This window comes from Arthrobacter sp. CG_A4, assembly GCF_035985125.1.
Classification (GTDB): domain Bacteria; phylum Actinomycetota; class Actinomycetes; order Actinomycetales; family Micrococcaceae; genus Arthrobacter.
This window is the reverse complement of sequence record NZ_JAXCID010000002.1, coordinates 83,558-109,323: the sequence shown is the minus strand read 5'-3', so window position 1 is coordinate 109,323 and position 25,766 is coordinate 83,558. Positions and strand designations below refer to the sequence as shown.

Genomic DNA, 25,766 nt, shown 5'->3' with positions numbered 1-25,766 from the left:
GAGAGGTCAGGCCTCGGTGCTGCTAGCGGGAGACCCGGCCTGGGCGTCGCCGGCGACCACTTCGCCGTTGCGGCGGCGGGTGCGGGTCCGGTTGCGGCGTGCGCGGGTGGCGCGGTCCACTTCGGTGGGCGGCTTGACGGCTGCGACGGCTGCCGTCGGCTCTGCCGCCGGGCTGCCCGTGGCGTCGGCGTCGGAGGTACGACGGCGGTCTCCGGACCGTCCGCTGTCCCGTCCGCCGCCGGCGCTGCCGCTGCGGCGGCTGTCGCGGCTGCTGTCCCGTCCGCTGCCGCGGCCCCCGTCCCGACCGTTGCCGGTGCTGCCACTGTTTTGCCCGCCGCTGCGGGTACTGTCGCGCCCGCCATCACGTCCGCCTGTGCTGCCGGCGCTGCGGGGCGCATTCCTCTTGCCGGTTTCGCCCAGGTCCTCGAGGACTTCGGCGTCGACGCCGGCGAGGACGCGCTTGTTGCGGGGTAGGCGGCCCTTGGTTCCTGCCGGGATGTCGAGCTCTTCGAAGAGGTGCAGCGAGGAGCTGTAGGTTTCCACCGGTTCCGGGACGCTCAGGCCGAGGGCCTTGTTGATCAGGCCCCAGCGGGGCATGTCATCCCAGTCTACGAACGTCACGGCGGTGCCCTTGTTGCCGGCGCGGCCGGTGCGGCCCACGCGGTGAAGGTAGATTTTTTCGTCTTCGACGCACTGGTAGTTGATGACGTGGGTGACGTCGTCGACGTCGATGCCGCGGGCGGCGACGTCAGTGGCGACGAGGACGTCCACCTTGTTGTTGCGGAAGGCGCGCAGCGCCTGCTCGCGGGCGCCCTGGCCGAGGTCGCCGTGGATGGCGGCGGCGGCGAAGCCGCGGTCCACCAGTTCCTCGGCAACCTTGGCGGCGGTGCGCTTGGTCTTGGTGAAGATGATGGTGCGGCCGCGGCCGCGGGCCTGCAGAATGCGGGCCACGACCTCGATTTTGTCCATGCTGTGCGCACGGTAGATGAGCTGGCGGATGTCGCGCTTGGTCAGGCCCTCGTCGTCCGGGTCGGCGGCGCGGATGTGGGTGGGCTTCGTCATGTAGCGGCGGGCCATGGCGATGACCGGGCCGGGCATGGTGGCGGAGAACAGCAGGGTCTGGCGGACATCCGGGGTGCCGGCGATCAGGGTCTCGACGTCAGGGAGGAAGCCCAGGTCCAGCATCTCGTCGGCCTCGTCGAGGATGACCATCTTGACGTTCTTGAGCACCAGGTGCTTCTGCTTGTAGAGGTCGATGAGGCGGCCGGGGGTACCGACGACGATCTCGACGCCCTTTTGCAGGGCCTCGACCTGAGGTTCGTAGGCGCGGCCGCCGTAGATCGTGGTGATGCGGGCGTTGCGCTTGCGGGCGGCGTTCTGCAGGTCGCTGGCAACCTGCACGGCGAGCTCGCGGGTCGGCACAATCACGAGGGCCTGGGGTGCGCCCGGGGCGGGCAACTGGTTGTAGCCGGCGTCGTCCGGCCCGACGACGCGCTGCAGCGCCGGGATGCCGAAGCCGAGGGTCTTGCCGGTGCCGGTCTTGGCCTGACCGATGATGTCGTGGCCCGACAGGGCCACGGGCAGCGTCATGGACTGGATGGGGAAGGGGTGGGTGATACCGGCGTCGGCAAGGGACTCCACGATATCGGCGCGGACGTTGTAGTCGGCGAAAGTCAGCTCGGCAATCTCGTGCGGCTTTTCGTCCGAGATGATGGTCTCTTCCGGCTCAAGCGATTCCGTTCCGGATTCGTCGGTCAGAAGCTGGTGCGTGTGCAATTCACTCACAGGGGAGTTTCCTTATTCGTTTTGGGCTGCGCTGCTTGCTCAACGGGGCCGGCCGGCAGGCCGTTCCGGAGCACGCTCAGGCGCGCAGGCAATTCCAGTGGAAGCCGATCGCGGGCTATCTATGCTGGCACTGGGGACCAGCGGGTGTATCTCAAGATCGCGTAGGGGCGGGCTTGTTGAATTCGGGAATCATGGAAATCAACGACCGGGCATCCATCTCTACCCTCCCAGTCTAGCTGTACGCAGCCCGGAATCTTGACTGGCCGTGCCGCTGCGGCGCCGTCACGGCGGAAATTGCGCACGTGAGCGCCGCGGAGTCTCAGCCCGCGAGCTCCAGCCGGACCTCACGGGTAGTGATATCGGAGGACACGATCCGGACCCGGACCTGGGTTCCGGATTCCAGTTCGCCGGGGCAACGCGCCGTGACCGCGGGATCCGCGATCTGCACGATCCCGGAGGGGCCTCCGCCGTTCCCGTTTGCCTTTCCGGACGCCCCGTTCCCGTTCCCGTTTCCGTTCTTCCCGTTTTTGACGGGCTTGGTTGGCTTGGACCCGGAAATGACGACGGCATCGAATTCCTGGCCGATGTGGTTGATCAGCAGCGCCGCCTCGACGGTGTCCAGTGAGAGGCGCTCCAGCTTCGCGGCCAGCTGGTCCGACGCGGCCATGATCGAGGGAAGGGAGGGCAGGGCCTCGCGCGCCCAGGCCGGGACGTCCGTGCCGTTGCTGAGCGCCTCGCAGATGACCAGGACAAAGCGGTCGATCAGCCGGCGCAGCGGTGCGGTGGAGTGGGCGTAGGCGGCGCCAATGGCGGCCTGGACGGCGGCGTCCGGTACCGTCCCGTCAAAGGGGGTGTAGCCGGCGCCGCGGAAGAGCATACCGGCCGAGTGCACGATCGCCAGCTGTTGCGGGTCCGTGGGGTCAAGGGTGCGCAGGTACTCGCCGTAGCTCATCTCCCCGTCCCAGGGCTTGCCGAGGGCCCGGGTCTGCCGGTGGAAGTGCGCCAGGGAGCTCTCATCCGGGGCGGGCATGGTGCGCAGGATCCCGACCTTGCCTTCGAGCATGATCCCGGCCGCCGCCATCCCGGTCATCAGCGAAATCTGGGCGTTCCAGTCCTCCACCGGCAGCGGCGGGACCGCCACGATCCGGTAGCCGCCGTCGGGCAGCTGTTCGATTTCCTGTTCCGGCATGTTCAGGCTGGCGCCGCCGCGGAGCCGTTCCAGCTCCACCCGCTTGATCCCCACTTCCCTGAGCAGCTGCAGCACGGGGGCCGCGGTGCCGGCGTCGAGCTCGGCCTGCACACCCTTGTAGCTGAGCTTGGCCCGGCTGCGGATCTGCGCCCGGCGCACCAGGACCGCAGCGACCTCGGCGGCGGAATCGAGCTCGAATTCCCAGACGAAGGCCGCACACAGCTGTCCGGCGAGCAGGCTGCCGGCTGCCTCGCTGATGACCTCCGGGTGCAGCGGGATCCGGCCGCCCGGGGTGTAGAAGGTCTGGCCGCGGCGGCGGGTTTCGGCGTCGAGCGCCCCGCCGGGGGCCACAAAGGAGGGGACATCGGCGATGGCATAGAACACTTTGTAACCGTCACCGGAGCGGTCGATGAAGAGCGCCTGGTCCAGGTCGGTGGAGGACTCCGGATCGATGGTGACAAACGCGATGTGGGTGAAATTCAACTCCGGCAGCTCATGCCCGGCCACGGCCTCCTTGGCTTCCCGGAGTGCGTCCTCGGGAAAGGGTCCCGGCAGCTCCAGCGTGGTGCGCAGCGTGGTCAGCGCCGCGGCAAGTTGGTTCTGCTGCTGGTGGATGCTGGGCGTCAGGCGATGATGGGACACGAAAATCAGAGTAGCCCGATTCCCGCGATTAGTCTTGGATCATGAGTGCATCCCCGTCCGATCCCGCGCGTTACAACAGTTTCCTGAGGGATCTGCTCGGCGCGATGGCCTACGGCGAGCTGTCGGCCTTCGAGCGGCTGTCCTCCGATGCCCGGTATTCGCCCACCCTCCACGACCGTGCGGTGCTCGGCCGGATCGCTGTGACCGAGTTCCAGCACTACGAACTGGTCAGCGCACGGCTGGAGGAACTGGGCCTCGACGCGGAGGCCGCCATGCTGCCCTTCCAGCCGTCCGTGGACCACTTCCACGAGCGCACGCGCCCGGCAGACTGGTTCGAATCGCTGATGAAGGCCTACGTAATAGACACGGTCTCCGCCGATTTCTACCGCGCCGTGTCGCGCCACGTCGACGGCTCGACCCGGGAGCTGGTGGAGCGGATCCAGTCCGATGAAGCGGCGACGGCGGTGCTGCGCGAGCTCCTCCGGGCGGCCCTGGACGATGACCCACGGCTGGCGTCGCGGCTGGCACTGTGGGCGAGGCGGCTGTTGGGGGAGGCCCTGACCCAGGCTCAGCGGGTGAGCGCCGGGCTTACGTTCCTCGGCGGCCTGATCGGCGTGGACGAGGAACAGTCAGAGGAACAGATCCGCGGGCTGAGGGCCGAACTCGCGGCCGGGCACTCGCACCGGATGAAGCGGCTGGGGTTGACCGGCTAGGTCCCTATCAGGACTCTGCCCCGAGAGGCCAGGCTCAGGCCTCCGCGGCGTCGAGCGCGTCGAGCAGGGCGCGGGCGGCGTCCGCGGGGTCGTCGGCCTCGGTGATCGCCCGGACCACGACGACCCGGCGGGCGCCGGCCTCCAGCACCTGCTCCACATTGCCCAGGTCGATGCCGCCGATCGCGAACCACGGCACGGTTCCGTTGGCGGCGCCGTTGGCCCCGCCGTCGTCCGTGCCGTCGTTTCCGGACCGGGTCCGGCGGGTGGTCTCGGCGGCGTACCGCACCAGATCCAGCCCGACGGCGGCGCGCCCCGGCTTCGTGGGGGTGGCCCACACGGGTCCCACGCAGAAGTAGTCCGGCCTGCCGCGGCCGGGGGAGGCCGCTATCGCGGCGTCCACCTGGTCGGGGCTGTGCGTGGAGAGCCCGATCACGGCGCCCTCGCCGAGGAAGGTCCGGGCGGCCGCAAGCGGGAGGTCCTTCTGCCCGATGTGGAATACCGGCGCCGCCGACAGCGATGCAATGTCCGCCCGGTCATTGACCGCCCAGAGCCGGCCATGACGGTGGGCGGCCTGGTTCAGCACCTCCAGGAGTTCCAGTTCCTCGGCCGCCTCGATGGACTTGTCGCGCAGCTGGATGATGTCGACGCCGCCGGCAAAGGCGGCATCAACGAAGGCTGCAAAGTCGCCGCGGTCCTTGCGGGCGTCGGTGCACAGGTACAGGCGGGCGGTGGTGTGGACGGCATCCTTGCTCATGCTCCCAGACTAGTAGTCGTTTTCGCTGGTTCGTCGGGGAAGGCACCGGGCGGGGGACATGCCCATCTTTCGCACCCGGGACTGGGCATGATGGCACTATGCCCATCCGCTGACCCCGGCGCGGGGCATGTCCCTTCGGGCCGGTGTCCATTCCAGCGGGACATGCTCATTCTTTTCGCCGGGGACTGGGCACAATGACACTATGTCCATCCGCTGGCCCCGGCGCGGGGCATGTCCCTGAGCCCGGACGCGTCAGCGCGCTCGGACCTCCGACGAACTAACGAAAATGCCCACCACTTCCCCTACACTGGGGCCATACCGCGGGAGCCCGCCGCAACCGACCGCCACTGGCGTTCGGCGCCGGAGGGGCTGAGAGGGCGTCAGAGCCGACCGCTTGACCTGATCCGGCTAGTACCGGCGTAGGGAAGGAATCCTTGATGGGCACACCATCCGCCTCAGTTGCTTTAGTGCCTGACGACGCCGGTCATGACGCCACGGCCGGGAATTTTTACGACGTTGCCGTGATCGGCGGCGGCGTGGTGGGCCACGGCATCGCCTGGGCCGCGAGGCAATCGGGCCGGTCCGTCGCCCTGATCGACGACGCCCCCGGCAGCGGCGCCAGCTTCGCCGCCGCGGGCATGCTCGCCCCCGTGAGCGAACTCCACTACCGGGAGGAAGGCCTCCTGGAACTCATGCTCGAGTCCTCCCGCCTGTGGCCTGGCTTCGCCGCCGGACTCGACGGCAGCGCCGGGAACCCTGGGGACCCCGGGGACCCCGGTCTCCCCGGGGGAATCCGGCAAACCGGAACGGGCACCGGCTACCTCACGACGTCGACCCTTGTCATTGGGGCCGACGCCGCCGACCGCCGGGCGCTCACGGACCTCCGGACCGTGCAGCAGTCCTGCGGACTGACCGTGGAGCAGTTGACCGTCCGCGGGGCGCGCGGACGCGAACCGCTGCTCAGCCCGGGGATCTCCTGCGCGTTCGACATCCGCGCCGACCATCAGGTGGACCCGCGCCGGCTGCTTGCCCGGATCGCGGCGCTGCTGGCGGCAGACAGCCGGTACTCCGCTGTTCCCCGCCGCGCCGCAGGGCTGCTCTGGGAGGGCGGACGCGTCAGCGGAGTCGGTTTGGCCGGCGGCGGGACGGTCCGGGCAGAGGAAACGGTCGTGGCAAACGGGCTCGGCGCCGCCGGGCTGGCCGGACTGCCTGCCGGGCTGAACCTTCCGCTCCGGCCGGTCCACGGAGACATCCTCCGGCTCCGGGTGCCCGCCCACCTGCGGCCGCTGCTGGGCTCGACAGTGCGCGGCCTGGTCCGCGGGGTGCCGGTCTACATTGTCCCGCGGGAGGATGGCACTGTGGTGATCGGGGCGACCCAGCGTGAGGACGCTCCCGCCGATGGGGGCTCCGCAGGCGACGCCGTCTCCGCCGGGGGCGTCTACCAGCTGCTGCGGGACGCGCAGCAACTACTCCCCGCCGTTGCCGAACTGGAGCTGCTAGAGGCTACCGCCAGGGCACGGCCCGGGACGCCGGACAACGCTCCGCTGCTGGGCCGGGTGCGGGACCGGGCCCCGGACCGGGACGTCGGAGGCCTGATTATCGCCACCGGATTCTTCCGGCACGGCATCCTGCTGACCCCCGCGGCCGCAGAGATCTGCCGGCAACTGCTGGACGGCACCGCCGATCCGCGCTGGGCGCACTTCCGGCCCGACCGGTTCTCCGCCGGCTCCCCAACAACCAGCCCCCGCGACACCCGCACCCAAGACACCCGCCCCCGCCCAGAGCACAGCAAGGAAACGGTATGAACATCAGACTCAACGGAACGGAGCACAAGCTCCCCGACGGCGCCTCCGTCAGCACCCTGGTCAGCCGGGTCACTGGCCGGAATTTGGCCCCGAACGGCCAGTCCGCGGATGGCAGGAAGCTCGGTGTCGCGGTGGCCCGCAACGCCGAGGTGGTGCCCCGCAGCCAGTGGCACGGCACGGCGCTCGCCGACGGCGACGACGTCGAGCTGGTCACGGCGGTACAGGGAGGATGAGGAACATGGAAGCAACCACCCGTCCAGCGGCCCCGGGAGCATCCGCGGGCATCAACGATCCGTTCACGGTGGACGGCGTGCAGCTGGGATCGCGGCTGATCATGGGCACCGGCGGGGCGCCGAGCCTGGCAGGCCTCGGGGCCGCGCTCCTGGCGTCCGGCACGGAACTGACCACGGTGGCCATGCGCCGCTACTCGCCCGCCGAGGCCGGCTCGCTGTTCCAGCTGCTCGTGGACCGGAACATCCGGGTGCTGCCGAACACTGCGGGCTGCTTCACCGCCAGGGACGCCGTGCTGACCGCCGAGCTGGCCCGCGAGGCGCTGGAAACGGACTGGGTGAAGCTGGAGGTGATCGCCGACGAGAACACCCTGCTGCCGGATGCCGTGGAACTGGTGGACGCCGCTGAGCAGCTCGTAGGCCGCGGCTTCAAGGTTTTTGCGTACACCAACGACGACCCCGTGCTGGCCCTGCGGCTGGAGAACCTCGGCGCCACCGCCGTGATGCCGCTCGGCGCGCCGATCGGCACCGGGCTGGGCATCCTCAACCCGCACAACATCGAGCTGATCGTCTCTCGCGCTTCCGTTCCCGTGGTCCTGGACGCCGGAATCGGGACCGCCTCGGATGCCGCCCTGGCCATGGAACTCGGCTGTGATGCCGTGCTGCTGGCCACTGCGGTGACCCGGGCACAGAATCCGGCGCTGATGGGGGAGGCCTTCAAGCATGCGGTGATCGCCGGTAGGCTGGCGAAAAAGGCCGGCAGGATCCCGCGCCGGGAGCACGCGCTGGCGTCATCTGCCATGGAAGGCCGGGCCGAGCTACTTTAGGAATTCTCTGCCCGGGCCGGCAGATCCGGACCAGCGAAGGAGCCGTTATGGCAGCCACGGACGATGTTCTCAGCCGAAGCCGGATCGATGCCGCCCTGGCGGGCCTGCCGGACTGGAGGTACCGCCTCGGCGGGTTGGTGACGGTCTACAAGGCGCCGACGCCGGCTGCCGCGCTCGAGTTGATCGCCGCCGTCGGACGCGTGGCCGACGAACAAAACCACCACCCCGACCTGGACTGGCGCTACACCAGGGTGTTCCTTCGGTACAGCTCGCACGACGCCGGAGACGAAGTTACGCCGCGGGACGTCGCCGCCGCGGGCGCGGCCAGCGCGGCGGCAGCGGGGCTCGGCGCCGCCGCGGAGCCGGGCCTGTACCGGACCGTGGAGGTAGCCATCGATTCTGCGGATCCGGCGGCGATTGCCGGGCTCTGGCGGGTGGCCCTCGGCTACCGCAAGGGCAGGTACGGCAGTCTCGTTGACCCGTTCGGGCGCGGCCCGGCCCTCTGGTTCCAGCAGACCTCCGCGCCCAACGCCAACCGGCTTCACCTCGACGTCCACCGCAGCGCGGCGGAGTCCGGGCCTGTGCTGGAGAAGACGGCAGCCACCGGGGCGTTAATGAACCGTGACCACGCACCCGGCTGGGTGGTGGTCACGGATGTGCAGGGCAACCGGTTCTGCCTCGCCACCGAGGAGGGCCACGGACCGGACCTGCCGTCGGGATAGACCCCAGGCAGTTCGATGGCCGGACCCGGTTAGAGGCGCAGGATGGCGGTGAGCCGGGCGGTATCCTGGCTGGTGCGGTGCTTGCCGAGGTACAGGACCGCCGCAGCGCCGGCGCCGGTGCCCAGCGCCATCGGCAGGATCCACGGGATCCAGGTCAGCCCCGGCTGGTAGCCAAGACCGGCCGCCATGAGGATGATCCAGCTCAGCATGCCGACGGCAAGGGCGACTCCGGCGGGCATGCTGATGCCGTACTTGGCGTGCCGTTTGTCATTGGCCCAGACCACGAACCCCGCGGCCACGGTCACCATGGCAACTACGATCAGGGAAAGCATTTTTCGGACTCCTAACGGATCTGGGGACAGGGCCTCGCGGCAATGCTGCGCGGGCCCGAGTCGCGGGCGGGGGACTAGAGCGCGCCGAAACCTACACGGCGCGTTTCCTCGGCACCGATTTCAACATAACCCAGGACGTTCGCCGGGATGATGATCTGGCGGCCCTTTTCGTCCGTCAGGCGGAGCTCGGTGCCCTTCGCGATGGCCTCGCCGACAACCTTGGCCACGGCATCTGCATCCTGGGCGGATTCCAGCACAATTTCGCGGCCGATGTTCTGTATGCCGATCTTTACTTCCACAGCAAGGCCTCCAAGCCAATCAAAGTCGAATAAATATCAAGGGTCATCTCTATTTGTAGCCTAGGACTCCTTGGGGAAGCGGGAGATTCCGCGCCAAGCTAAACGGTAGATCAGGTCGCTGGCCACATCGAGGTCAAGGTTTCCGTCGGTTTCCAGCCAGTAGCGGGCGCTGACCTGCGCCATTCCGGCGAGTCCGCGGCCCAGCAGCTGGGCTTCCAGCTCGGGCAGTTTGGTGTCTTCGGCGATGACGCGGGCCACGGCGTCGGCAAAGGTCTTGTTGAAGGATTCCAGCCGGGCGCTGACATCGGGGTCATTGATCAGGTCCGATTCGAACACCAAGCGGTGGGCCTGGTCGTCGCTGGCGATGAAGCGGAAGTAGGCGCGCATGACGGCCTGGACCCGCTCGTCGTTGTCCGAGGTGGAGTCCAGGGCGCCGAGCAGGAGCTCGATGAGCTTGCTCAGATGGCTGTCCAGCAGGGCCAGGTACAGCTCCCGCTTGGAAGGGAAGTGCTGATACAGCACGGGCTTGCTGACGTGCGCGGTCTCGGCGATTTCGTCCATGGCGGCACCGTGGAACCCATTGGCCACGAAGACTTCCTGGGCAGCGGCCAGCAGTTGAGCACGGCGCTCATCACGGGGCAGACGCGCCGAGCGCTGTCCGCTGCGTGCCTGCCCGGCCGGAGGTTTACCGGCCTGACCCCGTTCAACCGGTGCCTGATGAACCACTTTCAGCCTACTTTCCCTTGCCGTTACGACCACCTTACGCGCGGGTAATATGACCTGGCGGCATCTTCGGGCATAGATTGAAGTATGGCTTCGAAGTTCACCGCAAACGCCGGCCCCCCAATCACGGATCGGCAACCGGATCGGTTGCCGGGAACAGTGCCGGGCACACCGCCGGGCACACCGCCGGGACCGCTGGTAGAACCGGCGGATGACCTCAGCCCCGAAGAGGTAGAACGCTACTCCCGGCACCTGATCATCCCCGAGATCGGCGCGGTCGGACAGCGCCGCCTCAAGAACGCCAGGGTCCTGGTGATTGGCGCCGGGGGCCTCGGCTCGCCGGCCCTGCTCTACCTGGCCGCCGCCGGGGTGGGCACCCTCGGCATCGTCGACGACGACAGGGTGGACCTGAGCAACCTCCAGCGCCAGGTTATCCACGGCGTTGCCGACGTCGGGCGGGCCAAGATCGAGTCCGCCCGCGACGCCATCGCCGCCCTCAACCCGCTGGTGGAGGTCCGGCTCCACAATGTCCGGCTCGACGCGTCCAACGCCCTGGACCTGTTCGCCGGCTATGACCTCATTCTCGACGGCGCAGACAACTTCGCCACCCGTTACCTCGTGAACGACGCGGCCGCGATCCTTGGCATGCCCTACATCTGGGGCTCCATCTTCCGCTTCGACGGACAGGTCAGCGTCTTCTGGGAACAGCACGGACCCACCTACCGGGATCTGTACCCGGAAGCTCCGCCCGCCGGCTCGGTGCCGTCCTGCGGGGAAGGCGGCGTGTTCGGCATGCTCTGCGCCGCCGTCGGATCGCTCATGGTGACGGAGGCGGTCAAGCTGATCACCGGCGTCGGGCGCTCCCTGCTGGGGCGAGTGGCACTCTTCGACGCCCTCGGCGGAACCTGGCGCGAGATCAAGGTCTCCCGCGACCCGGCGGCTGAACGCGTGACTGAACTCATCGACTACGAGGCCTTCTGCGGCATCACATCCGCCGCCGACGCCGGTCCCGAACACACCGTAACGGCCACCCAGCTCGCCACCATGCTGGCCTCCCGCGGGGCCGGGCTCAAGGACTTCCACCTCGTCGACGTGCGGGAAAGCGGGGAAAACGAGATCGTCCGGATCGACGGGGCCGTGCTGATCCCGCAGGGCCGGATCCTGGCCGGAGAGGCGTGGCACGAACTGCCGCAGGACAAGGACATCGTGTTCCACTGCAAAGGCGGAACCCGGTCAGCGGCCGTCCTCGCCGCAGCCCGCGCAGCCGGTTACGATCGCGTCAGCCACCTCGACGGCGGGATCCTCGCCTGGGTGCGCGATGTTGAACCCGGGAAACCGGTCTACTGACCCCAGGAACCTGAACTGGCCCTCTTCTGGAAAGGCAGCGACATGAGCGATGACCTGAGTGATGACTTGGGCGTGACACAGCAGCACGCGATCGGCTCCGGCTTCGGACGGGGTTCGACGGCGGCAGCCGTCATCGCCGGGATTGACCTGCGCGGGAAGACCGCAGTCGTCACCGGCGGCTACTCCGGGCTGGGCCTCGAAACCGTCCGGGCGCTGGCGTCGGCCGGTGCCGCAGTGGTGGTGCCGGCGCGGCGGCCCGAACACGCCCGCGACGTCCTCGCGGACGCCGGATTCCCTGCAGGAACCGCCGCGGGGGAAGTCAGCGTGGCCGGGCTGGACCTGGCAGACCAGGCCAGTGTCAAGGAATTCGCGGACCGCTTCCTGGGCCCGGAAGGCGCCGGGCGCAGCCTGGACATCCTGATCAACAACGCCGCGATCATGGCCAGCCCCGAGCAGCGCGTGGGTCCGGGCTGGGAGTCCCAGTTCGCCACGAACCATCTGGGCCATTTTGCGCTCACCAACCTGCTCTGGCCCGCGCTCACGGCCGGTTCCGGGGCCCGGGTGGTTTCGCTGTCCTCCACCGGACACAAAATCTCCCCGATCCGCTTTGATGACCTCAACTTCGAGACCGGCTACAACAAGTGGACGGCCTACGGCCAGGCGAAGACGGCCAATTCACTGTTCGCCGTGCAGCTGGATGCGCTGGGGAAAGACGCCCGGGTGCGCGCCTTCGCCGTGCACCCGGGCGGGATCATGACGGAGCTGCAGCGCCACCTGCCACGCGAGGAAATGATCGCTTCCGGCTGGATGGACGAAGAAGGCAACGTCGACGCACGGTTCAAGACCCCAGCCCAGGGCGCTGCGACCTCGGTCTGGGCAGCGACGTCTCCGGCGCTCGACGGCAAAGGAGGCGTCTATTGCGAGGACTGTGACATCGCGGAACCCACGGCCGAGGGATCACCGGAGGCGCGGATCCGGGGCGTGAACGCGCACGCGGTGGACCGCGCGGATGCCGCCAGGCTCTGGACGCTGTCCGCCGACCTGACAGGCATCAACGCCTTCGGCTAGTGCCCGTATACCTCCGACTCGCCTGGATGACCACGTTGAAAGGCATGCGACGAGTCGTTCAGACGTAATGGAGCAGGAGGTCTTCCGGGAACGGGTCGCCGAGTGGCTCTGGCCAGGCCGGGTGGTCTGTGTCTGGGGCGGGCCATGGGTGTCCGGCCGTGAAGAGGTGCCAGTCGGGAAACGCGTCCTGGGGGAGTTTCAGGTCCAGGTCCAGGCTGGGGTCCTCGGGCGGTTCCGAATCGCGATGAGGTTCTGGATCCGTGGGCGGGCCTAGGTCGAGGTCAAGGAGTGCGTCTGTGGCCAGGGTGTGGTCGGGCCAGTGGGGTGGTTCCCAGTCCTGGTGTTCGCTGGGGTAGTGCCTGTTTGTGGGTGAGGTCCATCCTGGCGGGTGGTTTTTGCCGGCCCCGCTTGGGGTCCAGGCGGTGTTGTGTTTGAGGCGGTGGTGGCGGGGGCATGCTTGTCCGAGGTTGGAGATGCCGGTGGTGCCTTCGTCGGCCCAGGCCAGGAGGTGGTCCGCGTCGTTGTCCAGGGAGTGGTTGTTACAGCCCGGGAAGAGGCATCTGCCGTCGCGGAGCCGGAGCCATTGACGCTGGGCTTTGGTGAGGCGGTAGCTGGTCCGTCCGATTTCCAGGGGCGTACCGTCCCGCGGGTCGGTCAGGACCCGGTGGAAGGACTCGGCGCCGTCGGCGATCAGGCGCCGGGCCATGGACGGCGGGATCGGCCCGTACCCGTCCAACATGGCCGGTTCCCCGGTGACGCCCAGGAGGGACAGGACCGGGACGGTGATCAGGACCTGCGCCCGCGGGGACGGTATTCCGCTTTCGTCTGGTCCGCAGGTGACGCCGTTGGTGAGGAGCCAGGTGGCGGTGATGTCGGCGCGGAGCTGGGTGAGGGTGCGGGCCTCGTGAGGGTTTTGGAGGGCGCGGGCGGCGGCGGTGGCCCGGTCCCAGATTCCTGCGGCGGTGCCGGCCGGGAGGTACGCGGAGAGCCAGGCCATGCCGTCCCGGTCCGGGAGGTACTCGACCCGCCGGTCCGCAGCGCTGTTGCTGTGGCGGGTCTCGATGCTGACCGGGTGGTGGCGTTCGCGCCAGGTGCGGGCTTTGGCACGGAACCGGGACGGCACGAGCTCCCCGGGCGGGGCCCCGCGGGCGGGGTGCGGCGCGCCGGGGTCCAGGAAGTGCGCTTCCAGCCCGGCTGCCCCGGACGCGTCCAGGGTGCTGGTTTCCTCGCAGATGATCCGGGCGTGGGCCCAGGAGATCGCCCCGGCCTGCAACGCTCCCAGGGTCAGCGGCAGCGCCGTCGTCAGGGCCTGGCAGTCGGCCAGGAGCGCCCGGGAGGTCCGTTCGCTGACAGTCAGGACACAGGCGACTTCGGCGGTCAGCGCCATTTCCTGCATGGTGCGTTCCTGCGGGGACGCTCCCGGGGGTACCAGGGACAGGGTGGCCTGGACGTAGTCCGCGGCCAGCCGCACTTTCAGCGCCGCGGTCCGGGCCTCCAGCCGGGCCACGTCCGCGAGGGCGTCCAGGCAATCATCGGCCAGATCCCGCACCGGATCCCCGTCCCCCAAGGTGTCCGCGCCTGGCACTGAATCGGCGCCGTGCGGATCAGCATGGTCCGCGCCAGCGCCGAAGAAAGCAGCCAGCACAGCAGCGGACGCCGCGACCGCCGCCAGGGCCGCCCTGCTCTCCGCACTCCATGCTGTTCCGGTATCCATACACAAAGCCTAATAGGGAGCACCGACAATCCAAGGAGAGGCTGCGTGACGCTGGAACCGACGAACGTCCGTGGACAGGGTCAGTCTCCGAAAGGCGGGTGGGCGGTTTCCAACCATCGTCGCAACTGGGTCAATTCGAAATGGTGGCATGTTCGCATCACTAAAAGTCGGCCTTGGTGCCCGATGAACGATCCTTCACCGTGCACTCGTTATGCCGGACTTTTGCCGGGAGTACAACGCTGGACAGACACACAGAAGCGCACTAATACAGCTTCCGTCGAGTCCGACACTGTAAAGGTGGGATCGCGCATGGCGGCCCGAAAGTCGGGGCTATGCCAGAATTCCTCGTGGCCTACGCGCCAATCGGAAACCCCCTGGTAACCCTCGCCTTCGTCGATCGCGTGAGCTGCATCAACGGCGCCGAGGTGCACGACGCGAACCTCGGTAACTTCTGTGATGCAGATGGGCCGCCCTGACGAATCTACGACCACACCGCGTTCATTGACGACCGGCAACGGCTCGTCGTCTAGCGTGTATTAGACGACCAAGGAGGTCGTGCTCGTCTTCCGTCCGTCAAGGATTTCGCCCACGAGTGCATCTCGCAGGGGGCCCGGAAAGCCGTATTCTTCGACCGGTAGACCAGCACTTTCGTCTGGAGATAGCATGCTGAAAATCCTAGACGGCCCCACCTGCTTATGCATGACGCGCTGAGAATGACCGTCGAGGGTTCCGCAACGGGATTCCCATCCCCATACTCCAGCTGTCCACGACTGGGGCCAATTCGGGATATCCACGGCCGAAGTTGGGATCCATGGGGGTAGCTCCCTGGCCCAGCCGTAGCGGTGGATAACTCATGAGGACTGTCCCCGGTTGCCTGGGCCATCTCCCGGCTGATCGTTGAACGGACCGAAGGCTTGATCGTGCCAACAAACGGTCGGCGATGAACACCCGCTCATCTTCGGACAGACAACCCTTTGTTGCGGCTGATGCCGAGGATCCTGCATGCCGCGGAGTCGGATGCCCGTCTTTTATTAGCTGAACGTATCCAGGCGGCTTATCAACCAAGCCAACAAACCCCATTTCCGCAGGCGACGCGCCGAACGTCCCATAAACAGCACCCTTCTCAGTCAGGTGTTGCGACGGTGGTGAGAAACCGCGGCGTCCAGGCCGCTGAGCATGCGGACTGCGGCACGAAAGGATAAGATGTCGCGCCCTGTAGGCAGGGTCCGTCGGATGAGCCGAAGGAGAATGCGCTTTACGCGGTCTCCCGCGTGTCCCCGGCGGCGGGACGTTCCCGGTGGTCGACCGGGCACCCGGCGTCGGCGGTGTTTGCGGCGGGCTGCTCCACAGTGATGCCGTAGAGCGCCTCGAGGGCGGCGACATAATGTTCCTGCTGCCCGTTGGCGGCGAGCTCGCGGGCCCGGACGGTGGGGACGTGCAGCAGTTGCTTGACCATCCGGCGGAGGGCGAATTCGACTTCCTCGGCCGCGGCGGTACAGCCGTGTCGGGCGCGCACCTTTTCCATCTCGGCATCCAGCACGTTCATGGTGTGCCGGCGCAGGGCGACGATCGCGGAGTCCACGGAGCGGGCATCGCGTTCCTGTTCGAAGGAACTCGCGGCGCCGGCGACGATACTGCTGGCTTGGGCCAGCGATTCGGCCTGCTCCTGCGGGGCCGCCAGCCGGACCGATTCCAGCGTCAGCAGCTCGACGCCGCGGAGCCCGCCGACGGCGGGATCGAAATCATGGGTGAGGGCCAGGTCAATGGCGATCAGCGGCTGGAGTGACGCCGCGCGGACCCGCGCCAGCTCGGCTGCCTCGACACGCGTGTCGGAGCCGCTGCAGCCGATCATGACGTCGGCCGCGGCGACGGCGCCGGGGAGGGTGTCGCCATCGAGGGCGGTCCCGCCGCGGGTCGCGACAAAACCGGCGGCGCGGCCGGAGGAGGAATAGACAGAGACGTCGGTGCAGCCGCGTTCGCGCAGTAACGACATGGTGGCACCCGCGTAGGCGCCGGTACCGAAAACGACGGCCTTCTTGACCGACCAGCCGGGGTTCTCGGAGAGTTCGGTAGCGAGGTCCAGGGCCACGGAGACCACTGACAGCCCGCGGGCTCCGAGTGCGGTCTGTGCTCCGACGTCCTTGGCAGCCTTGGAGGCCGCCTGGAACAGCCGCACCAGGCCGGAACTTGCCGTGCCTTCGGCCTGGGCGGTGATCAGGGCCCGGCGCACCTGCCCGGCAATCTCGCGTTCGCCGACGACGGCGGAGTCCAGTCCGGAGCTGACCGAGAAGAGGTGCCGGCTGACCTCCGGGCCGGTGCGCGTGCTGAATGAGCGCGCGATGAGCTGTTCGTTGAGTCCCGTGGAGCCGCTGAGCTGGGTGATGAGCGCCGCGCGGGCGGCGGGAACGTCGTCCGGATGGGGGGCTTCCCCGTAGATCTCGAAGCGGTTGCAGGTGGAAAGCACAATGGCACCCGCCATGGCCGGCGACCCGGCGAGGGTGGATGTGGCAAGCGCGGAAGCACCGGTGCTCAGTTGAGCAACGGTCTCGAGGTCGATGTCGGCGTGGGTCGCCACCAATGAGAAAAGAACCACAGCAGGACAATCATAGCTTTTTCGCCGGGCTGTAGAACAACCGATTCGACATCAATCGCCCGTGTGTAGCCTCACCCCTGCCTGTGACCCCCGCCACCGCACGGGGACGCCCCGGGCCCGTGACAGGTTGTCGTTATCTTTTAGGGCTGATTTTGGGCACAATCGAAGTCATGACTCCTAGTGCTGCGGTAACTCCTGACACCACCTCCGGCCTCGATGCCGGGCACCCGCTGATGGACGGCCGTACCGCGGACTCACCGCTGATCACCGCCTACCGCGGCGGCAGGCCCTCCCGGCGTCCCGTCTGGTTCATGCGCCAGGCCGGCCGCTCACTGCCGGAGTACCTCAAACTCCGTGAGGGCGTCGCGATGCTCGACTCCTGCTTGCGCCCCGAACTCGCCTCAGAGATCACCCTGCAGCCCGTGCGCCGCCACGATGTTGACGCGGCCATCTTCTTCTCCGACATTGTCATTCCGCTCAAGCTGGCGGGCGTGGGAGTCGACATCGTTCCCGGCGTGGGACCTGTGCTGGACAAACCGGTCCGCACGGCCGCGGACGTCGCGGCCCTCCCGCAGCTGACCTGGGAGGCCCTCGAGCCGATCCGGGAGGCCGTCCGGCTCACCGTTGCCCAGCTGGGCAAGAACCCGCTGATCGGCTTTGCGGGCGCCCCGTTCACCCTCGCGGCGTACATGGTGGAAGGCAAGCCCTCCCGCGACCACCTCGGCCCGCGCACCATGATGCACGCCGACCCCGAGACCTGGACCGCCCTGGCCAACTGGGCCGCCGACGCCTCCGGCATGTTCCTCCGCGCCCAGCTGGAAGCCGGCGCGTCCGCCGCCCAGCTCTTCGACTCCTGGGCCGGCTCGCTGGGCCTGGCAGACTACAAGCGCTTCGTGGCCCCGGCATCGGCCCGGGCCCTGGACCACGTCCGGCACCTCGGCGCCCCGCTGATCCACTTCGGCACCGGCACCTCGGAACTGCTCGTGGCGATGCGCGACGTGGGCGTCGACGTCGTGGGCGTGGACTACCGCCTGCCGCTGGATGAAGCCAACCGCCGCCTCGGCGGCACAGTGCCGCTGCAGGGCAACATCGACCCCGCCCTGCTGTCCGCGCCGTGGGACGTCCTGGAAGCCCACGTCCGCGACGTCATTGCCGCGGGCGCCGCGGCCCCGGGCCACGTGCTGAACCTCGGCCACGGCGTGCCCCCGGAGACGGACCCCACGGTACTGACGCGCGTCGTTGAACTCATCCACTCGATTTCCCCGGAGTAGGGGAATGGAGCCAGGCGCGGGCGCCCCGGGTGCCCCGGCGAACACTGTGCCAAAAACCGCCGTCGTGGTGGGCGGCGGAATCTCCGGCCTGCTGGCCGCCCGCGAACTGGCCCGGGCCGGCGTCAGCACCACAGTCCTGGAAGCCTCCGGCGGCTGGGGCGGCTGCGTCGGCAGCCACACCGTCGCCGGGCTGACCCTGGACAGCGGCGCCGAATCGTTCGCCACCCGTTGCTCTGCCGTGGCCGACCTCGCCGCCGAGCTGGGGCTGGCGGCCCAGATCGTGGCCCCCAACCCCCGCGGCGCCTGGGTCCAGTTGCCCGAAGGCCCGCGTGAACTTCCCCGCACCGGCGTGCTCGGCATCCCGGCGAACCCCTGGGACCCGGAGGTCCGGCGGACCCTGGGGCTGCTCGGCACGCTCCGGGCCTCCCTCGACGCCCTGCTCCCGGCCTCGCTTGGCACCCGCAACGAGGACACCAGCGTCGCCGCTCTGGTCCGCGCCCGGATGGGACGGCGGGTCCTGGAACGCCTCGTCGCGCCTGTGGTGGGCGGCGTCCACTCGGCCGATCCCGAGGTGCTCGACGTCGACATGGTGGCACCCGGACTGCGTGCCGGCATCAGGGAACACGGCTCGCTCGCCGCCGCCGTCACCGCCCTGCGCTCAGGAGCCCCGGGCCGGGGAGGGGCGGATAGCTCAGCCCGCCCGCCCGCCACGCCCGCACACCCGCCCGCTTCGGGCGCGCCCGCCACGGCCGGCGTGACCGATCCCGGTCCGCAGAAGGCAGGTTCCGCCGTCGCCGGCCTGCGCGGCGGGATGTTTACGCTGGTTTCCGCGCTCCTGGCCGATCTGCGCCGGCGCGGCGTCACCCTGCTCAGCAACACCCCGGCCGGCTCCGTGGAACGCACCGCGGACGGCTGGCGCGTCGCCGCGGGGGACACCGCGTACGACGCCGGACTGCTCGTCATCGCCGTGGAGGGGCCGGCCGCCGTCGGACTGCTCACCGCCACCCTGCCGGAGCTGGCCCGCCGCCGCCCCGGCGCCGGCCCGGACGTGAGCCTGGTCACGCTCGTCGTGGATCTTCCACAGCTCGACGACGCGCCGCGCGGCACCGGCGTGCTGGTGGCGCCGCAGAGTCCGGGCATCCAGGCCAAGGCACTCACACACTCCACGGCAAAATGGGGCTGGCTGGCGGAGCGGACCGGACCCGGCACACATGTGGTCCGCCTCTCCTACGGGCGCGGCGACACCCGGCACGGAGTCCAGGGCGCGGGCGGGCCGCGCACTGACGAAGAACTGTTCGACGCCGCCCTCAGGGACGCCTCCACGCTGCTCTCCGTCCCGGTCACGGCCGCTGACGTGGTCGGCCGGGACGTGGTCCGCTGGGCCGGCGCGCTGCCCTTCGCATCCCTGGGCCACCAGCGCCGCGTCGCCGAGGTCCGGGGCATCTGCGCCGCGGACGGCACCCTGGCCGTGGTGGGCGGCTGGCTCGCCGGAAACGGCCTCGCCGCGATCGTGGCCGACACGCCCCGGCAGGTCCGCACGCTGCTGGGGTGAGCGCCATTTCCCGGTCCTGCTGTGGCGTTGCCCGGTCCGGCCGCCCCGCAAAATGTGAGCTTGATCACTTCTACGCGCTGTAGAAGTGATCCGTTTCGACTTCGCTACACCGAGGGGGCAAACTGGTAACCATGAGCCACACTTCTGCCGAATCTGTCACCAAAACCGGATCAGCAACCGAATCAGTAAGCGAAGAATCAGCCGGCCAGTTCTTCACTCTCTGGACTGTTTTTAAGCGCTCCGCCGACGTCAAGCGTTCTGCCGACGTCGAGCGCTCCGCCGACGTCCCGCGCCGCGGCGATGCTGCCGGTGATTTCGATGCCCTCGCAGCGCGGCTGGCCGAGGCGGGGGTGGTCCTCCGCGGCTGTTACGACGTTTCGGCAATGCGCGCCGATGCCGACATCATGATCTGGCTGCACGGACCCCAGCCCGAAGCACTCCAGCGGGCCGTCCGCGACATCCGCCGCAGCGAGTTGTTCGCCGGCACCGAGATCGCCTGGTCCGCCATGGGCGTGCACCGCGAGGCAGAGTTCGCCAAGAACCACACCCCGGCCTTCTCCCGCGGCGTGGAACCGGCAGAGTGGCTCTGCGTCTATCCCTTCGTCCGCTCCTACGAGTGGTACCTGCTGGCCGACGCCGAGCGCGGCGCGATGCTCCGCGACCACGGCCTGCTGGGACGCGACTTCCCCCAGGTCATCGCCAACACCGTCTCCTCCTTCGCCCTCGGTGACTGGGAATGGATCCTGGGCCTCGAAGCCCCCGAGCTCGTGGACCTCGTGGATCTGATGCGCCACCTGCGCGCCACCGAAGCCCGCCACCACGTCCGCGAAGAAATCCCGTTCTACACCGGCCGCCGCGTGAGCGCCGCTGAGATTGCCGAGGTCCTATCATGAGCCCGCTGGAGTCCCAGGAAACCGCCGCCGCCACCGCCGTGAACGAGGTTACGCAAGCGGGCCGGATGGCACCCAAAGAGTACGACGCCGTGCTCCTCGCCTCCTTCGGCGGACCCGAAGGCCAGGATGATGTTATCCCGTTCCTGCGCAACGTCACCCGCGGCCGCGGCATCCCGGACGAGCGGCTCGAAGCAGTCTCGCACCACTACCGCGCCAACGGCGGAATCAGTCCGATTAACCAGCTAAACCGCGATTTGTTGGCCGGGATCGAGGCCGAACTCGCCGCCCGCGGCATCGGACTGCCGGTGTTCTGGGGCAACCGGAACTGGGCCCCATACATCCCGCAGACCCTCACGGACATCCACGACGCCGGGCACCGCAAGGTCCTTATGGTGACCACGAGCGCCTACTCCTGCTACTCCAGCTGCCGCCAGTACCGTGAGGACATCGGCATCGCGCTGACCGAATCCGGCCTGGACGGGAAGCTCGAGGTCGACAAGGTACGCCAGTACTTCGACCACCCCGGTTTTGTGGAGCCTTTCGTCGAAGGCACCGCCGCCGGCCTCGCCGAGGTCCGCGCCCGGCTCGCCGCTGCCGGCACCCCGGACGCGCCCGTGCAAATCCTCTTCGCCACGCACTCCATCCCCACCCGCGACGCCGAGGCCGCCGGGCGTTCCAAGGGCGAGCCGCGCCACTTCGAGGCAGACTCCGCCTACGTCGCCCAGCACCTGGCTTCCGGCACCGAGGTCATCCGCCGGGTGGAGGCCGAGACCGGCCACACCGCGCCGTGGTCCCTCGTCTACCAGTCCCGCTCCGGCGCCCCGAACACCCCGTGGCTGGAACCCGATATCAACGACGCGATCGAGGAACTCGCCGGCCAGGGTGTCAAGGGCATCGTGATCGTGCCTCTGGGCTTCGTCAGCGACCACATGGAAGTCGTCTGGGACCTCGACACGGAGGCGCTGGAAACCTGCGACAGGCTGGGACTTGTCGCAACCCGCGTCCCCACCCCCGGCACGCACCGTAAGTTCGTTGCCGGCATCGTGGACCTGATCTGTGAGCGGACGGCCGCAAACAACATCGCCGGGCGCCCGCACATGAGCGCGCTGGGCCCCTGGTACGACGTCTGCCGGCCGGGCTGCTGTGCCAACTTCCGCGGCGAAAAACCCACCATCGCAGGAGCCGACACCACCGTCGGGACCGGCCACGATCCGTATGCGGTGGCTCCCTCCGCGGCGGGCACGCCCGCGCGGGCTTCGGGTCCGGAAACCCCGTGACGGTCCGGATCGGCACCCGCGCCAGCAAGCTGGCGCTCACCCAGACCCGCCAGACCGCGGACCAGCTGGCCGCCGTCGGCGGGTTCCCGGTAGAGCTGGTCCACATCCGCACCGACGGCGACGTGCTCACCGGCTCGTTGTCCCAGATGGGCGGTACCGGCGTCTTCGTCGCCGCGCTGCGCGATGCCCTCCTGCAGGATAAATGCGACGTTGCAGTGCACTCGCTCAAGGACCTGCCCACCGGCGCGGCACCGGGGCTGACGCTCGCGGCCACACCCAAACGCGCAGACGTCCGGGACGTGCTCTGCGCGCGCGACGGGCTCAAGCTCGCGGACCTGCCCGCCGGGGCCACCGTCGGCACCGGCTCCCCACGACGCGCTGCCCAGCTGCGCGCAGTCCGCCCGGACCTTGACATCCGCGACATCCGCGGCAACGTGGAAACCCGCCTGGGCCGAGTCCCCGGGCTGCCGGGCAACACCAACGACGCCGTCGTGGCGGGCAAGAGCTCCGATCTCGACGCCGTTGTGCTCGCCGCTGCCGGGCTCCACCGGCTCGGCCGGCTCGACGCGGTGAGCGAATACCTTGAGTCCGATGTTATGCTGCCGGCCGCCGGCCAGGGTTCGCTTGCGATCGAATGCCGCAGCGCCGATGCGCCGCGCAAGGCAGGGTCCACCGAAGGATCGCAGGGCGTGCTGGCGCAGGCCCTCGCCGCCCTCGACGATCCGGACACCCGGCTGGCCGTGACGGCTGAGCGCGCGCTGCTGGCCCGCCTTGAGGCCGGCTGCGCCGCACCGGTAGGCGCCTACGCGTCCCGAAAGGGCAGCACGCTGTCCCTCGAGGCCGTGGTCTGCGCCGTCGACGGCACCGCCTCCATCCGGGACACGAAGGCCACCGACGGGCTGACTGAAGTCGGCGCCACCCTGCTGGGGATCGAGCTGGCCGAGATCCTGCTGGCGCGCGGAGCCGCCGACATCGCGGACCTGGCCGCTTCCTGAACCGCGGAATCCATCAGTCCATGGGACGGCACAGTGAACCCGGCATGAGGATGCCCAGCGGCGCCCGCGTGCTGGTGGCCCGCAGCCCGGACCGTGCGGGAGAGCTCGTCTCGGCCCTGCGCGGGGTGGGGGCCGAGCCGTTGCTGCTGCCGCTGATCGACTTCGAACAGGCCGGCGACCAGCATTCCCTCGACGTCGCCTTCGATGCCCTGGGTGCCGGGGCCTACGGCTGGCTCGTGATCAGCAGCGTGACCACTGTCCGGGCCCTTGAGGCGAAAGCCGCCGAGCGCGGCACCTCACTCAGCGCCTGGCTGCCCGGCAGTATCCTCGTGGCCACCATCGGCCCTGCGACACGCCGGGTCCTGGAGTCCCGGGGTGTCGGCGTCGACCTTGCACCCACGGCCCAGCAATCCGGAACAGGCCTGCTCGACATCTGGCCCGACAACCAGGGCAGCGTGCTCCTGCCGCAGGCGGATATCGCCGACCCGCGGCTGCGCCGGGGCCTCGAAGCGAGAGGCGCGTCAGTCCAGGCCGTCACCGCCTACAATACCGTGGACTACCCGGCCGATCCCCGCCGCGCCCTGCCCGCCTGCCGGCCGGCCCTGCAGCAGCAGGATGTCCCGAACGGTGCTGCGGCCTTGGTGCTCACCGCCGCCGAGGCGAAAGCCGAAATCGGCGCGGGCCGGCTGCACGCCGTCGTCGCGGCCTCGCCCAGCGCCGTGCGCCGTATCCACGCGGACCTCGCCCCGCTGGGCACCTGCCGTTTCGTCGCCATCGGACGCTCGACGGCGGCCGAGGCGGCGTCCCTCGGGCTCACCGTTGCCTCCGTCGCGGAGGAGCCCACCGCCTCCGGCCTGGTGGCCGCCGTCGTCCGGTCTCTGGCTGCCCAGCCGCCCCCGCCCCGTCAGCCAGCCGTAAAGCACCCAGCAAAGGACACCCCATGAGCTTCCCGAGCCACCGCCCCCGCCGGCTCCGCACCACCCCGGCCATGCGACGGCTGACGGCCGAGCACCGCCTCTCGGCCGCGGAACTCATCCTGCCCGCCTTCATCCGCGAGGGCCTCACCGCGCCGAATCACATTGCCTCGATGCCCGGTGTGCAGCAGCACACCACCGACACGCTGAAGCGCGCCGCGGCCGAAGCCGTGGAACGTGGCGTCGGCGGCATCATGCTCTTTGGCATCCCCGCCGTCCGCGACGCCACCGGCACCGCCGCGCTGGACCCCGACGGCGTGCTGAACAAGGCCATCCGGGACGTCCGCGCCGAGGTGGGCGACGAACTGGTGATCATGAGCGACGTCTGCCTGGACGAATTCACCGACCACGGCCACTGCGGCGTCCTCGACGCCGGCGGCTACGTGGACAACGATGCCACCCTGGAGATCTATGGCCGGATGGCCGTCGCCCAGGCTGAGGCCGGCGCCCACGTGCTGGGGCCCTCCGGCATGATGGACGGCCAGATCGGCGTCATCCGGCAGGCGCTGGAAGACGCCGGCCACGCCAACACAGCCGTGGTGGCCTACGCCGCGAAGTACGCGTCGGCGTTCTACGGTCCCTTCCGCGAGGCAGTCGACTCGCAGCTCAAGGGCGACCGCCGCACCTATCAGATGGACGCGGCCAACCGCCGCGAAGCGATCCTTGAAGTGGAGCTGGACCTCGCCGAAGGCGCCGACATCGTGATGGTGAAGCCCGCCATGAGCTACCTCGATATCCTCGCCGACGTCGCGGCGATGAGTCCGGTGCCGGTTGCCGCCTACCAGATCTCCGGCGAATACTCGATGATCGAGGCCGCCGCCGCCAACGGCTGGATCGACCGCCGCGCCGCGATCACCGAATCCGTCCTGGGCATCAAACGCGCCGGGGCGAACATGGTGCTGACCTACTGGGCCACCGAGCTCGCCGGCTGGCTGCAGGAGTCCCGATGAACGCCGTGGCAACTACGGACCCTCTCCCGGCGGCGGACCCCACCGCGCCCGTCGGGCCGGGCCGGATCCTGCTGGGCCTGAACACCTTCGGCGACGTGGGCGTGTTCCCCGACGGGCATCCCGTCCCGCACGCCCAGGTGCTGCGGCAGCTGCTGGAACAGGCCGAACTCGCGGATCAGGTGGGGCTGCATGCCTTTGGTGTGGGGGAGCACCACCGCCGCGACTTCGCCGTGTCCGCCCCCGAGGTATTCCTCGCCGCCGCCGCAGCCCGCACCAAGCACATCCGGCTCGGCTCCGCCGTGACGGTGCTCAGCTCCGATGATCCCATCCGGGTCTTTGAGCGCTTCGCCACCGTGGATGCCATCTCCGAGGGCCGGGCCGAGGTCATGCTGGGCCGCGGCTCATTCATCGAGTCCTTCCCGCTGTTCGGGCTGGACCTGGCGGACTACGAGGTCCTGTTCGAGGAGAAGCTGGAGCTCTTTGACAAGGTCCGGGCGCAGCAACCCATCCATTGGGAGGGCCGCACCCGGCCGGCCATCAACGGGCTCAGCGCCTACCCCCCGCTGGAGCACCACCTGCTGACCGCCTGGATCGGCGTCGGCGGGACCCCGGAATCGGTGCTGCGCTGTGCCGAATACGGCTACCCGATCATCTTCGCCATCATCGGCGGCCAGCCGCGGTCCTTCGCCCCCTTGGCGGACCTGTACCGCGAGGCGATGGGCAAATACGGCCACCCGGTGCAGCAGCTGGCTACGCATTCACCGGGCCACGTTGCCGGGACCGACGAGGAAGCACAGGAAGAGCTCTTCCCGCACTGGCTCGGCCAGCGCAACCTGATCGGTTCCGAGCGCGGCTGGGGTCCGGGCAGCCGGGCCGAGTTCGACGCCCTGTGCGCCCCCGAAGGCGCCCTGTACGTCGGCTCGCCGGATACCGTCGCCGCGAAGATCGCCCTGTTGAAGAAGAACCTCGGCGTGGACCGCTTCGACCTCAAATACAGCAACGGCACCCTGCCGCACGCCGCCATGATGCGGTCCATCGAGCTGTTCGGCACCGAGGTGGCACCCCGGGTGGCCACCCTGCTGGCCGGCGCTGCGCCACTCCATTGAACGCG

24 protein-coding genes and 1 riboswitch are annotated in these 25,766 nt (G+C 69.2%); of the genes, 15 read left to right on the top strand and 9 right to left on the bottom strand.

Annotated features, from left to right (window positions below):
• Nucleotides 1-6: 6 nt before the first annotated feature.
• Together RCH07_RS01785 and RCH07_RS01780 are read right to left on the bottom strand one after the other, a co-directional pair.
• Nucleotides 7-1,785: a DEAD/DEAH box helicase gene (locus RCH07_RS01785; RefSeq protein ID WP_326965746.1), complete on the bottom strand. Its 1,779-nt coding sequence runs from the start codon at nucleotides 1,783-1,785 to the stop codon at nucleotides 7-9.
• 319 nt (nucleotides 1,786-2,104) lie between these two features.
• Nucleotides 2,105-3,616, bottom strand: a complete 1,512-nt coding sequence (locus tag RCH07_RS01780) for an RNB domain-containing ribonuclease (RefSeq protein WP_326965745.1) — start codon at nucleotides 3,614-3,616, stop codon at nucleotides 2,105-2,107.
• A 41-nt stretch (nucleotides 3,617-3,657) separates the two neighbouring features.
• Between RCH07_RS01780 and RCH07_RS01775 the strand changes: the two genes are divergently transcribed.
• Nucleotides 3,658-4,329 (top strand): ferritin-like fold-containing protein, encoded by a 672-nt coding sequence (locus RCH07_RS01775; protein ID WP_326965744.1) that lies wholly within the window; start codon nucleotides 3,658-3,660, stop codon nucleotides 4,327-4,329.
• A 34-nt stretch (nucleotides 4,330-4,363) separates the two neighbouring features.
• On the opposite strand, the gene RCH07_RS01770 is transcribed toward RCH07_RS01775, so the two are convergent.
• Nucleotides 4,364-5,083, bottom strand: a complete 720-nt coding sequence (locus RCH07_RS01770) for a thiamine phosphate synthase (protein ID WP_326965743.1) — start codon at nucleotides 5,081-5,083, stop codon at nucleotides 4,364-4,366.
• Between the two features lie 310 nt (nucleotides 5,084-5,393).
• A riboswitch (TPP riboswitch) is annotated at nucleotides 5,394-5,527 on the top strand.
• On the opposite strand from RCH07_RS01770, the gene RCH07_RS01765 reads away from it, so the two are divergent.
• From RCH07_RS01765 to RCH07_RS01750, 4 genes are all read left to right on the top strand, one after another.
• Complete coding sequence (locus tag RCH07_RS01765; protein ID WP_326965742.1) at nucleotides 5,521-6,888, top strand: FAD-dependent oxidoreductase; 1,368 nt, start codon at nucleotides 5,521-5,523, stop codon at nucleotides 6,886-6,888. (Overlaps the previous riboswitch by 7 nt.)
• Nucleotides 6,885-7,121, top strand: coding sequence for a sulfur carrier protein ThiS (thiS, locus tag RCH07_RS01760; protein WP_326965741.1), 237 nt, complete (start codon nucleotides 6,885-6,887; stop codon nucleotides 7,119-7,121). Before RCH07_RS01765 ends, thiS begins: the two co-directional genes overlap by 4 nt.
• Nucleotides 7,122-7,126: 5 nt before the next feature.
• On the top strand, nucleotides 7,127-7,945 hold the full coding sequence (locus tag RCH07_RS01755; protein ID WP_326965740.1) for a thiazole synthase: 819 nt from the start codon (nucleotides 7,127-7,129) through the stop codon (nucleotides 7,943-7,945).
• Between the two features lie 47 nt (nucleotides 7,946-7,992).
• Nucleotides 7,993-8,667: a 4a-hydroxytetrahydrobiopterin dehydratase gene (locus RCH07_RS01750; protein ID WP_326965739.1), complete on the top strand. Its 675-nt coding sequence runs from the start codon at nucleotides 7,993-7,995 to the stop codon at nucleotides 8,665-8,667.
• A 29-nt stretch (nucleotides 8,668-8,696) separates the two neighbouring features.
• Here the strand turns inward: RCH07_RS01750 and RCH07_RS01745 are convergent, their stop codons facing one another.
• The 3 genes from RCH07_RS01745 to RCH07_RS01735 form a co-directional block, all read right to left on the bottom strand.
• On the bottom strand, nucleotides 8,697-8,999 hold the full coding sequence (locus RCH07_RS01745) for a hypothetical protein (RefSeq protein WP_326965738.1): 303 nt from the start codon (nucleotides 8,997-8,999) through the stop codon (nucleotides 8,697-8,699).
• 74 nt (nucleotides 9,000-9,073) lie between these two features.
• The gene (locus RCH07_RS01740; protein WP_326965737.1) at nucleotides 9,074-9,298 is read right to left on the bottom strand and encodes a DUF3107 domain-containing protein; all 225 of its coding nucleotides are present in this window, start codon (nucleotides 9,296-9,298) and stop codon (nucleotides 9,074-9,076) included.
• Between the two features lie 60 nt (nucleotides 9,299-9,358).
• Entirely contained in the window at nucleotides 9,359-9,940 is a 582-nt protein-coding gene (locus RCH07_RS01735) for a TetR/AcrR family transcriptional regulator (protein ID WP_442784761.1), read from the bottom strand.
• Nucleotides 9,941-10,108: 168 nt separating this feature from the next.
• Here RCH07_RS01735 and moeB point away from each other — a divergent pair, with 168 nt between their 5' ends.
• A complete protein-coding gene (gene moeB, locus RCH07_RS01730) occupies nucleotides 10,109-11,368 on the top strand; it encodes a molybdopterin-synthase adenylyltransferase MoeB (protein ID WP_326965735.1) in 1,260 nt (419 codons plus the stop codon).
• 42 nt (nucleotides 11,369-11,410) lie between these two features.
• A complete protein-coding gene (locus RCH07_RS01725; protein ID WP_326965734.1) occupies nucleotides 11,411-12,436 on the top strand; it encodes an SDR family NAD(P)-dependent oxidoreductase in 1,026 nt (341 codons plus the stop codon).
• 58 nt (nucleotides 12,437-12,494) lie between these two features.
• On the opposite strand, the gene RCH07_RS01720 is transcribed toward RCH07_RS01725, so the two are convergent.
• The 3 genes from RCH07_RS01720 to RCH07_RS01710 all read right to left on the bottom strand — a co-directional run bounded on the left by RCH07_RS01720 (nucleotide 12,495) and on the right by RCH07_RS01710 (nucleotide 16,743).
• Nucleotides 12,495-14,150, bottom strand: coding sequence for an HNH endonuclease signature motif containing protein (locus RCH07_RS01720; protein WP_326965733.1), 1,656 nt, complete (start codon nucleotides 14,148-14,150; stop codon nucleotides 12,495-12,497).
• 209 nt (nucleotides 14,151-14,359) lie between these two features.
• Nucleotides 14,360-14,641: an ASCH domain-containing protein gene (locus tag RCH07_RS01715; RefSeq protein ID WP_326965791.1), complete on the bottom strand. Its 282-nt coding sequence runs from the start codon at nucleotides 14,639-14,641 to the stop codon at nucleotides 14,360-14,362.
• A gap of 764 nt (nucleotides 14,642-15,405) precedes the next feature.
• Nucleotides 15,406-16,743 (bottom strand): glutamyl-tRNA reductase, encoded by a 1,338-nt coding sequence (locus RCH07_RS01710; protein WP_326965732.1) that lies wholly within the window; start codon nucleotides 16,741-16,743, stop codon nucleotides 15,406-15,408.
• Between the two features lie 170 nt (nucleotides 16,744-16,913).
• On the opposite strand from RCH07_RS01710, the gene hemE reads away from it, so the two are divergent.
• From hemE to RCH07_RS01670, 8 genes are all read left to right on the top strand, one after another.
• A complete protein-coding gene (gene hemE, locus RCH07_RS01705; protein ID WP_326965731.1) occupies nucleotides 16,914-18,014 on the top strand; it encodes a uroporphyrinogen decarboxylase in 1,101 nt (366 codons plus the stop codon).
• A 4-nt stretch (nucleotides 18,015-18,018) separates the two neighbouring features.
• Nucleotides 18,019-19,566 (top strand): protoporphyrinogen oxidase, encoded by a 1,548-nt coding sequence (hemG, locus tag RCH07_RS01700; protein ID WP_326965730.1) that lies wholly within the window; start codon nucleotides 18,019-18,021, stop codon nucleotides 19,564-19,566.
• 131 nt (nucleotides 19,567-19,697) lie between these two features.
• Complete coding sequence (hemQ, locus tag RCH07_RS01695; RefSeq protein ID WP_326965729.1) at nucleotides 19,698-20,459, top strand: hydrogen peroxide-dependent heme synthase; 762 nt, start codon at nucleotides 19,698-19,700, stop codon at nucleotides 20,457-20,459.
• Entirely contained in the window at nucleotides 20,456-21,736 is a 1,281-nt protein-coding gene (locus RCH07_RS01690; RefSeq protein WP_326965728.1) for a ferrochelatase, read from the top strand. The genes hemQ and RCH07_RS01690 overlap by 4 nt, the downstream gene beginning before the upstream one ends.
• Complete coding sequence (gene hemC / locus RCH07_RS01685) at nucleotides 21,733-22,731, top strand: hydroxymethylbilane synthase (RefSeq protein ID WP_326965727.1); 999 nt, start codon at nucleotides 21,733-21,735, stop codon at nucleotides 22,729-22,731. The genes RCH07_RS01690 and hemC overlap by 4 nt, the downstream gene beginning before the upstream one ends.
• A gap of 44 nt (nucleotides 22,732-22,775) precedes the next feature.
• Complete coding sequence (locus RCH07_RS01680; RefSeq protein WP_442784757.1) at nucleotides 22,776-23,675, top strand: uroporphyrinogen-III synthase; 900 nt, start codon at nucleotides 22,776-22,778, stop codon at nucleotides 23,673-23,675.
• The gene (gene hemB, locus RCH07_RS01675) at nucleotides 23,672-24,655 is read left to right on the top strand and encodes a porphobilinogen synthase (protein ID WP_326965726.1); all 984 of its coding nucleotides are present in this window, start codon (nucleotides 23,672-23,674) and stop codon (nucleotides 24,653-24,655) included. The genes RCH07_RS01680 and hemB overlap by 4 nt, the downstream gene beginning before the upstream one ends.
• Nucleotides 24,652-25,761: an LLM class flavin-dependent oxidoreductase gene (locus RCH07_RS01670; protein WP_326965725.1), complete on the top strand. Its 1,110-nt coding sequence runs from the start codon at nucleotides 24,652-24,654 to the stop codon at nucleotides 25,759-25,761. Before hemB ends, RCH07_RS01670 begins: the two co-directional genes overlap by 4 nt.
• Nucleotides 25,762-25,766: the final 5 nt, after the last annotated feature.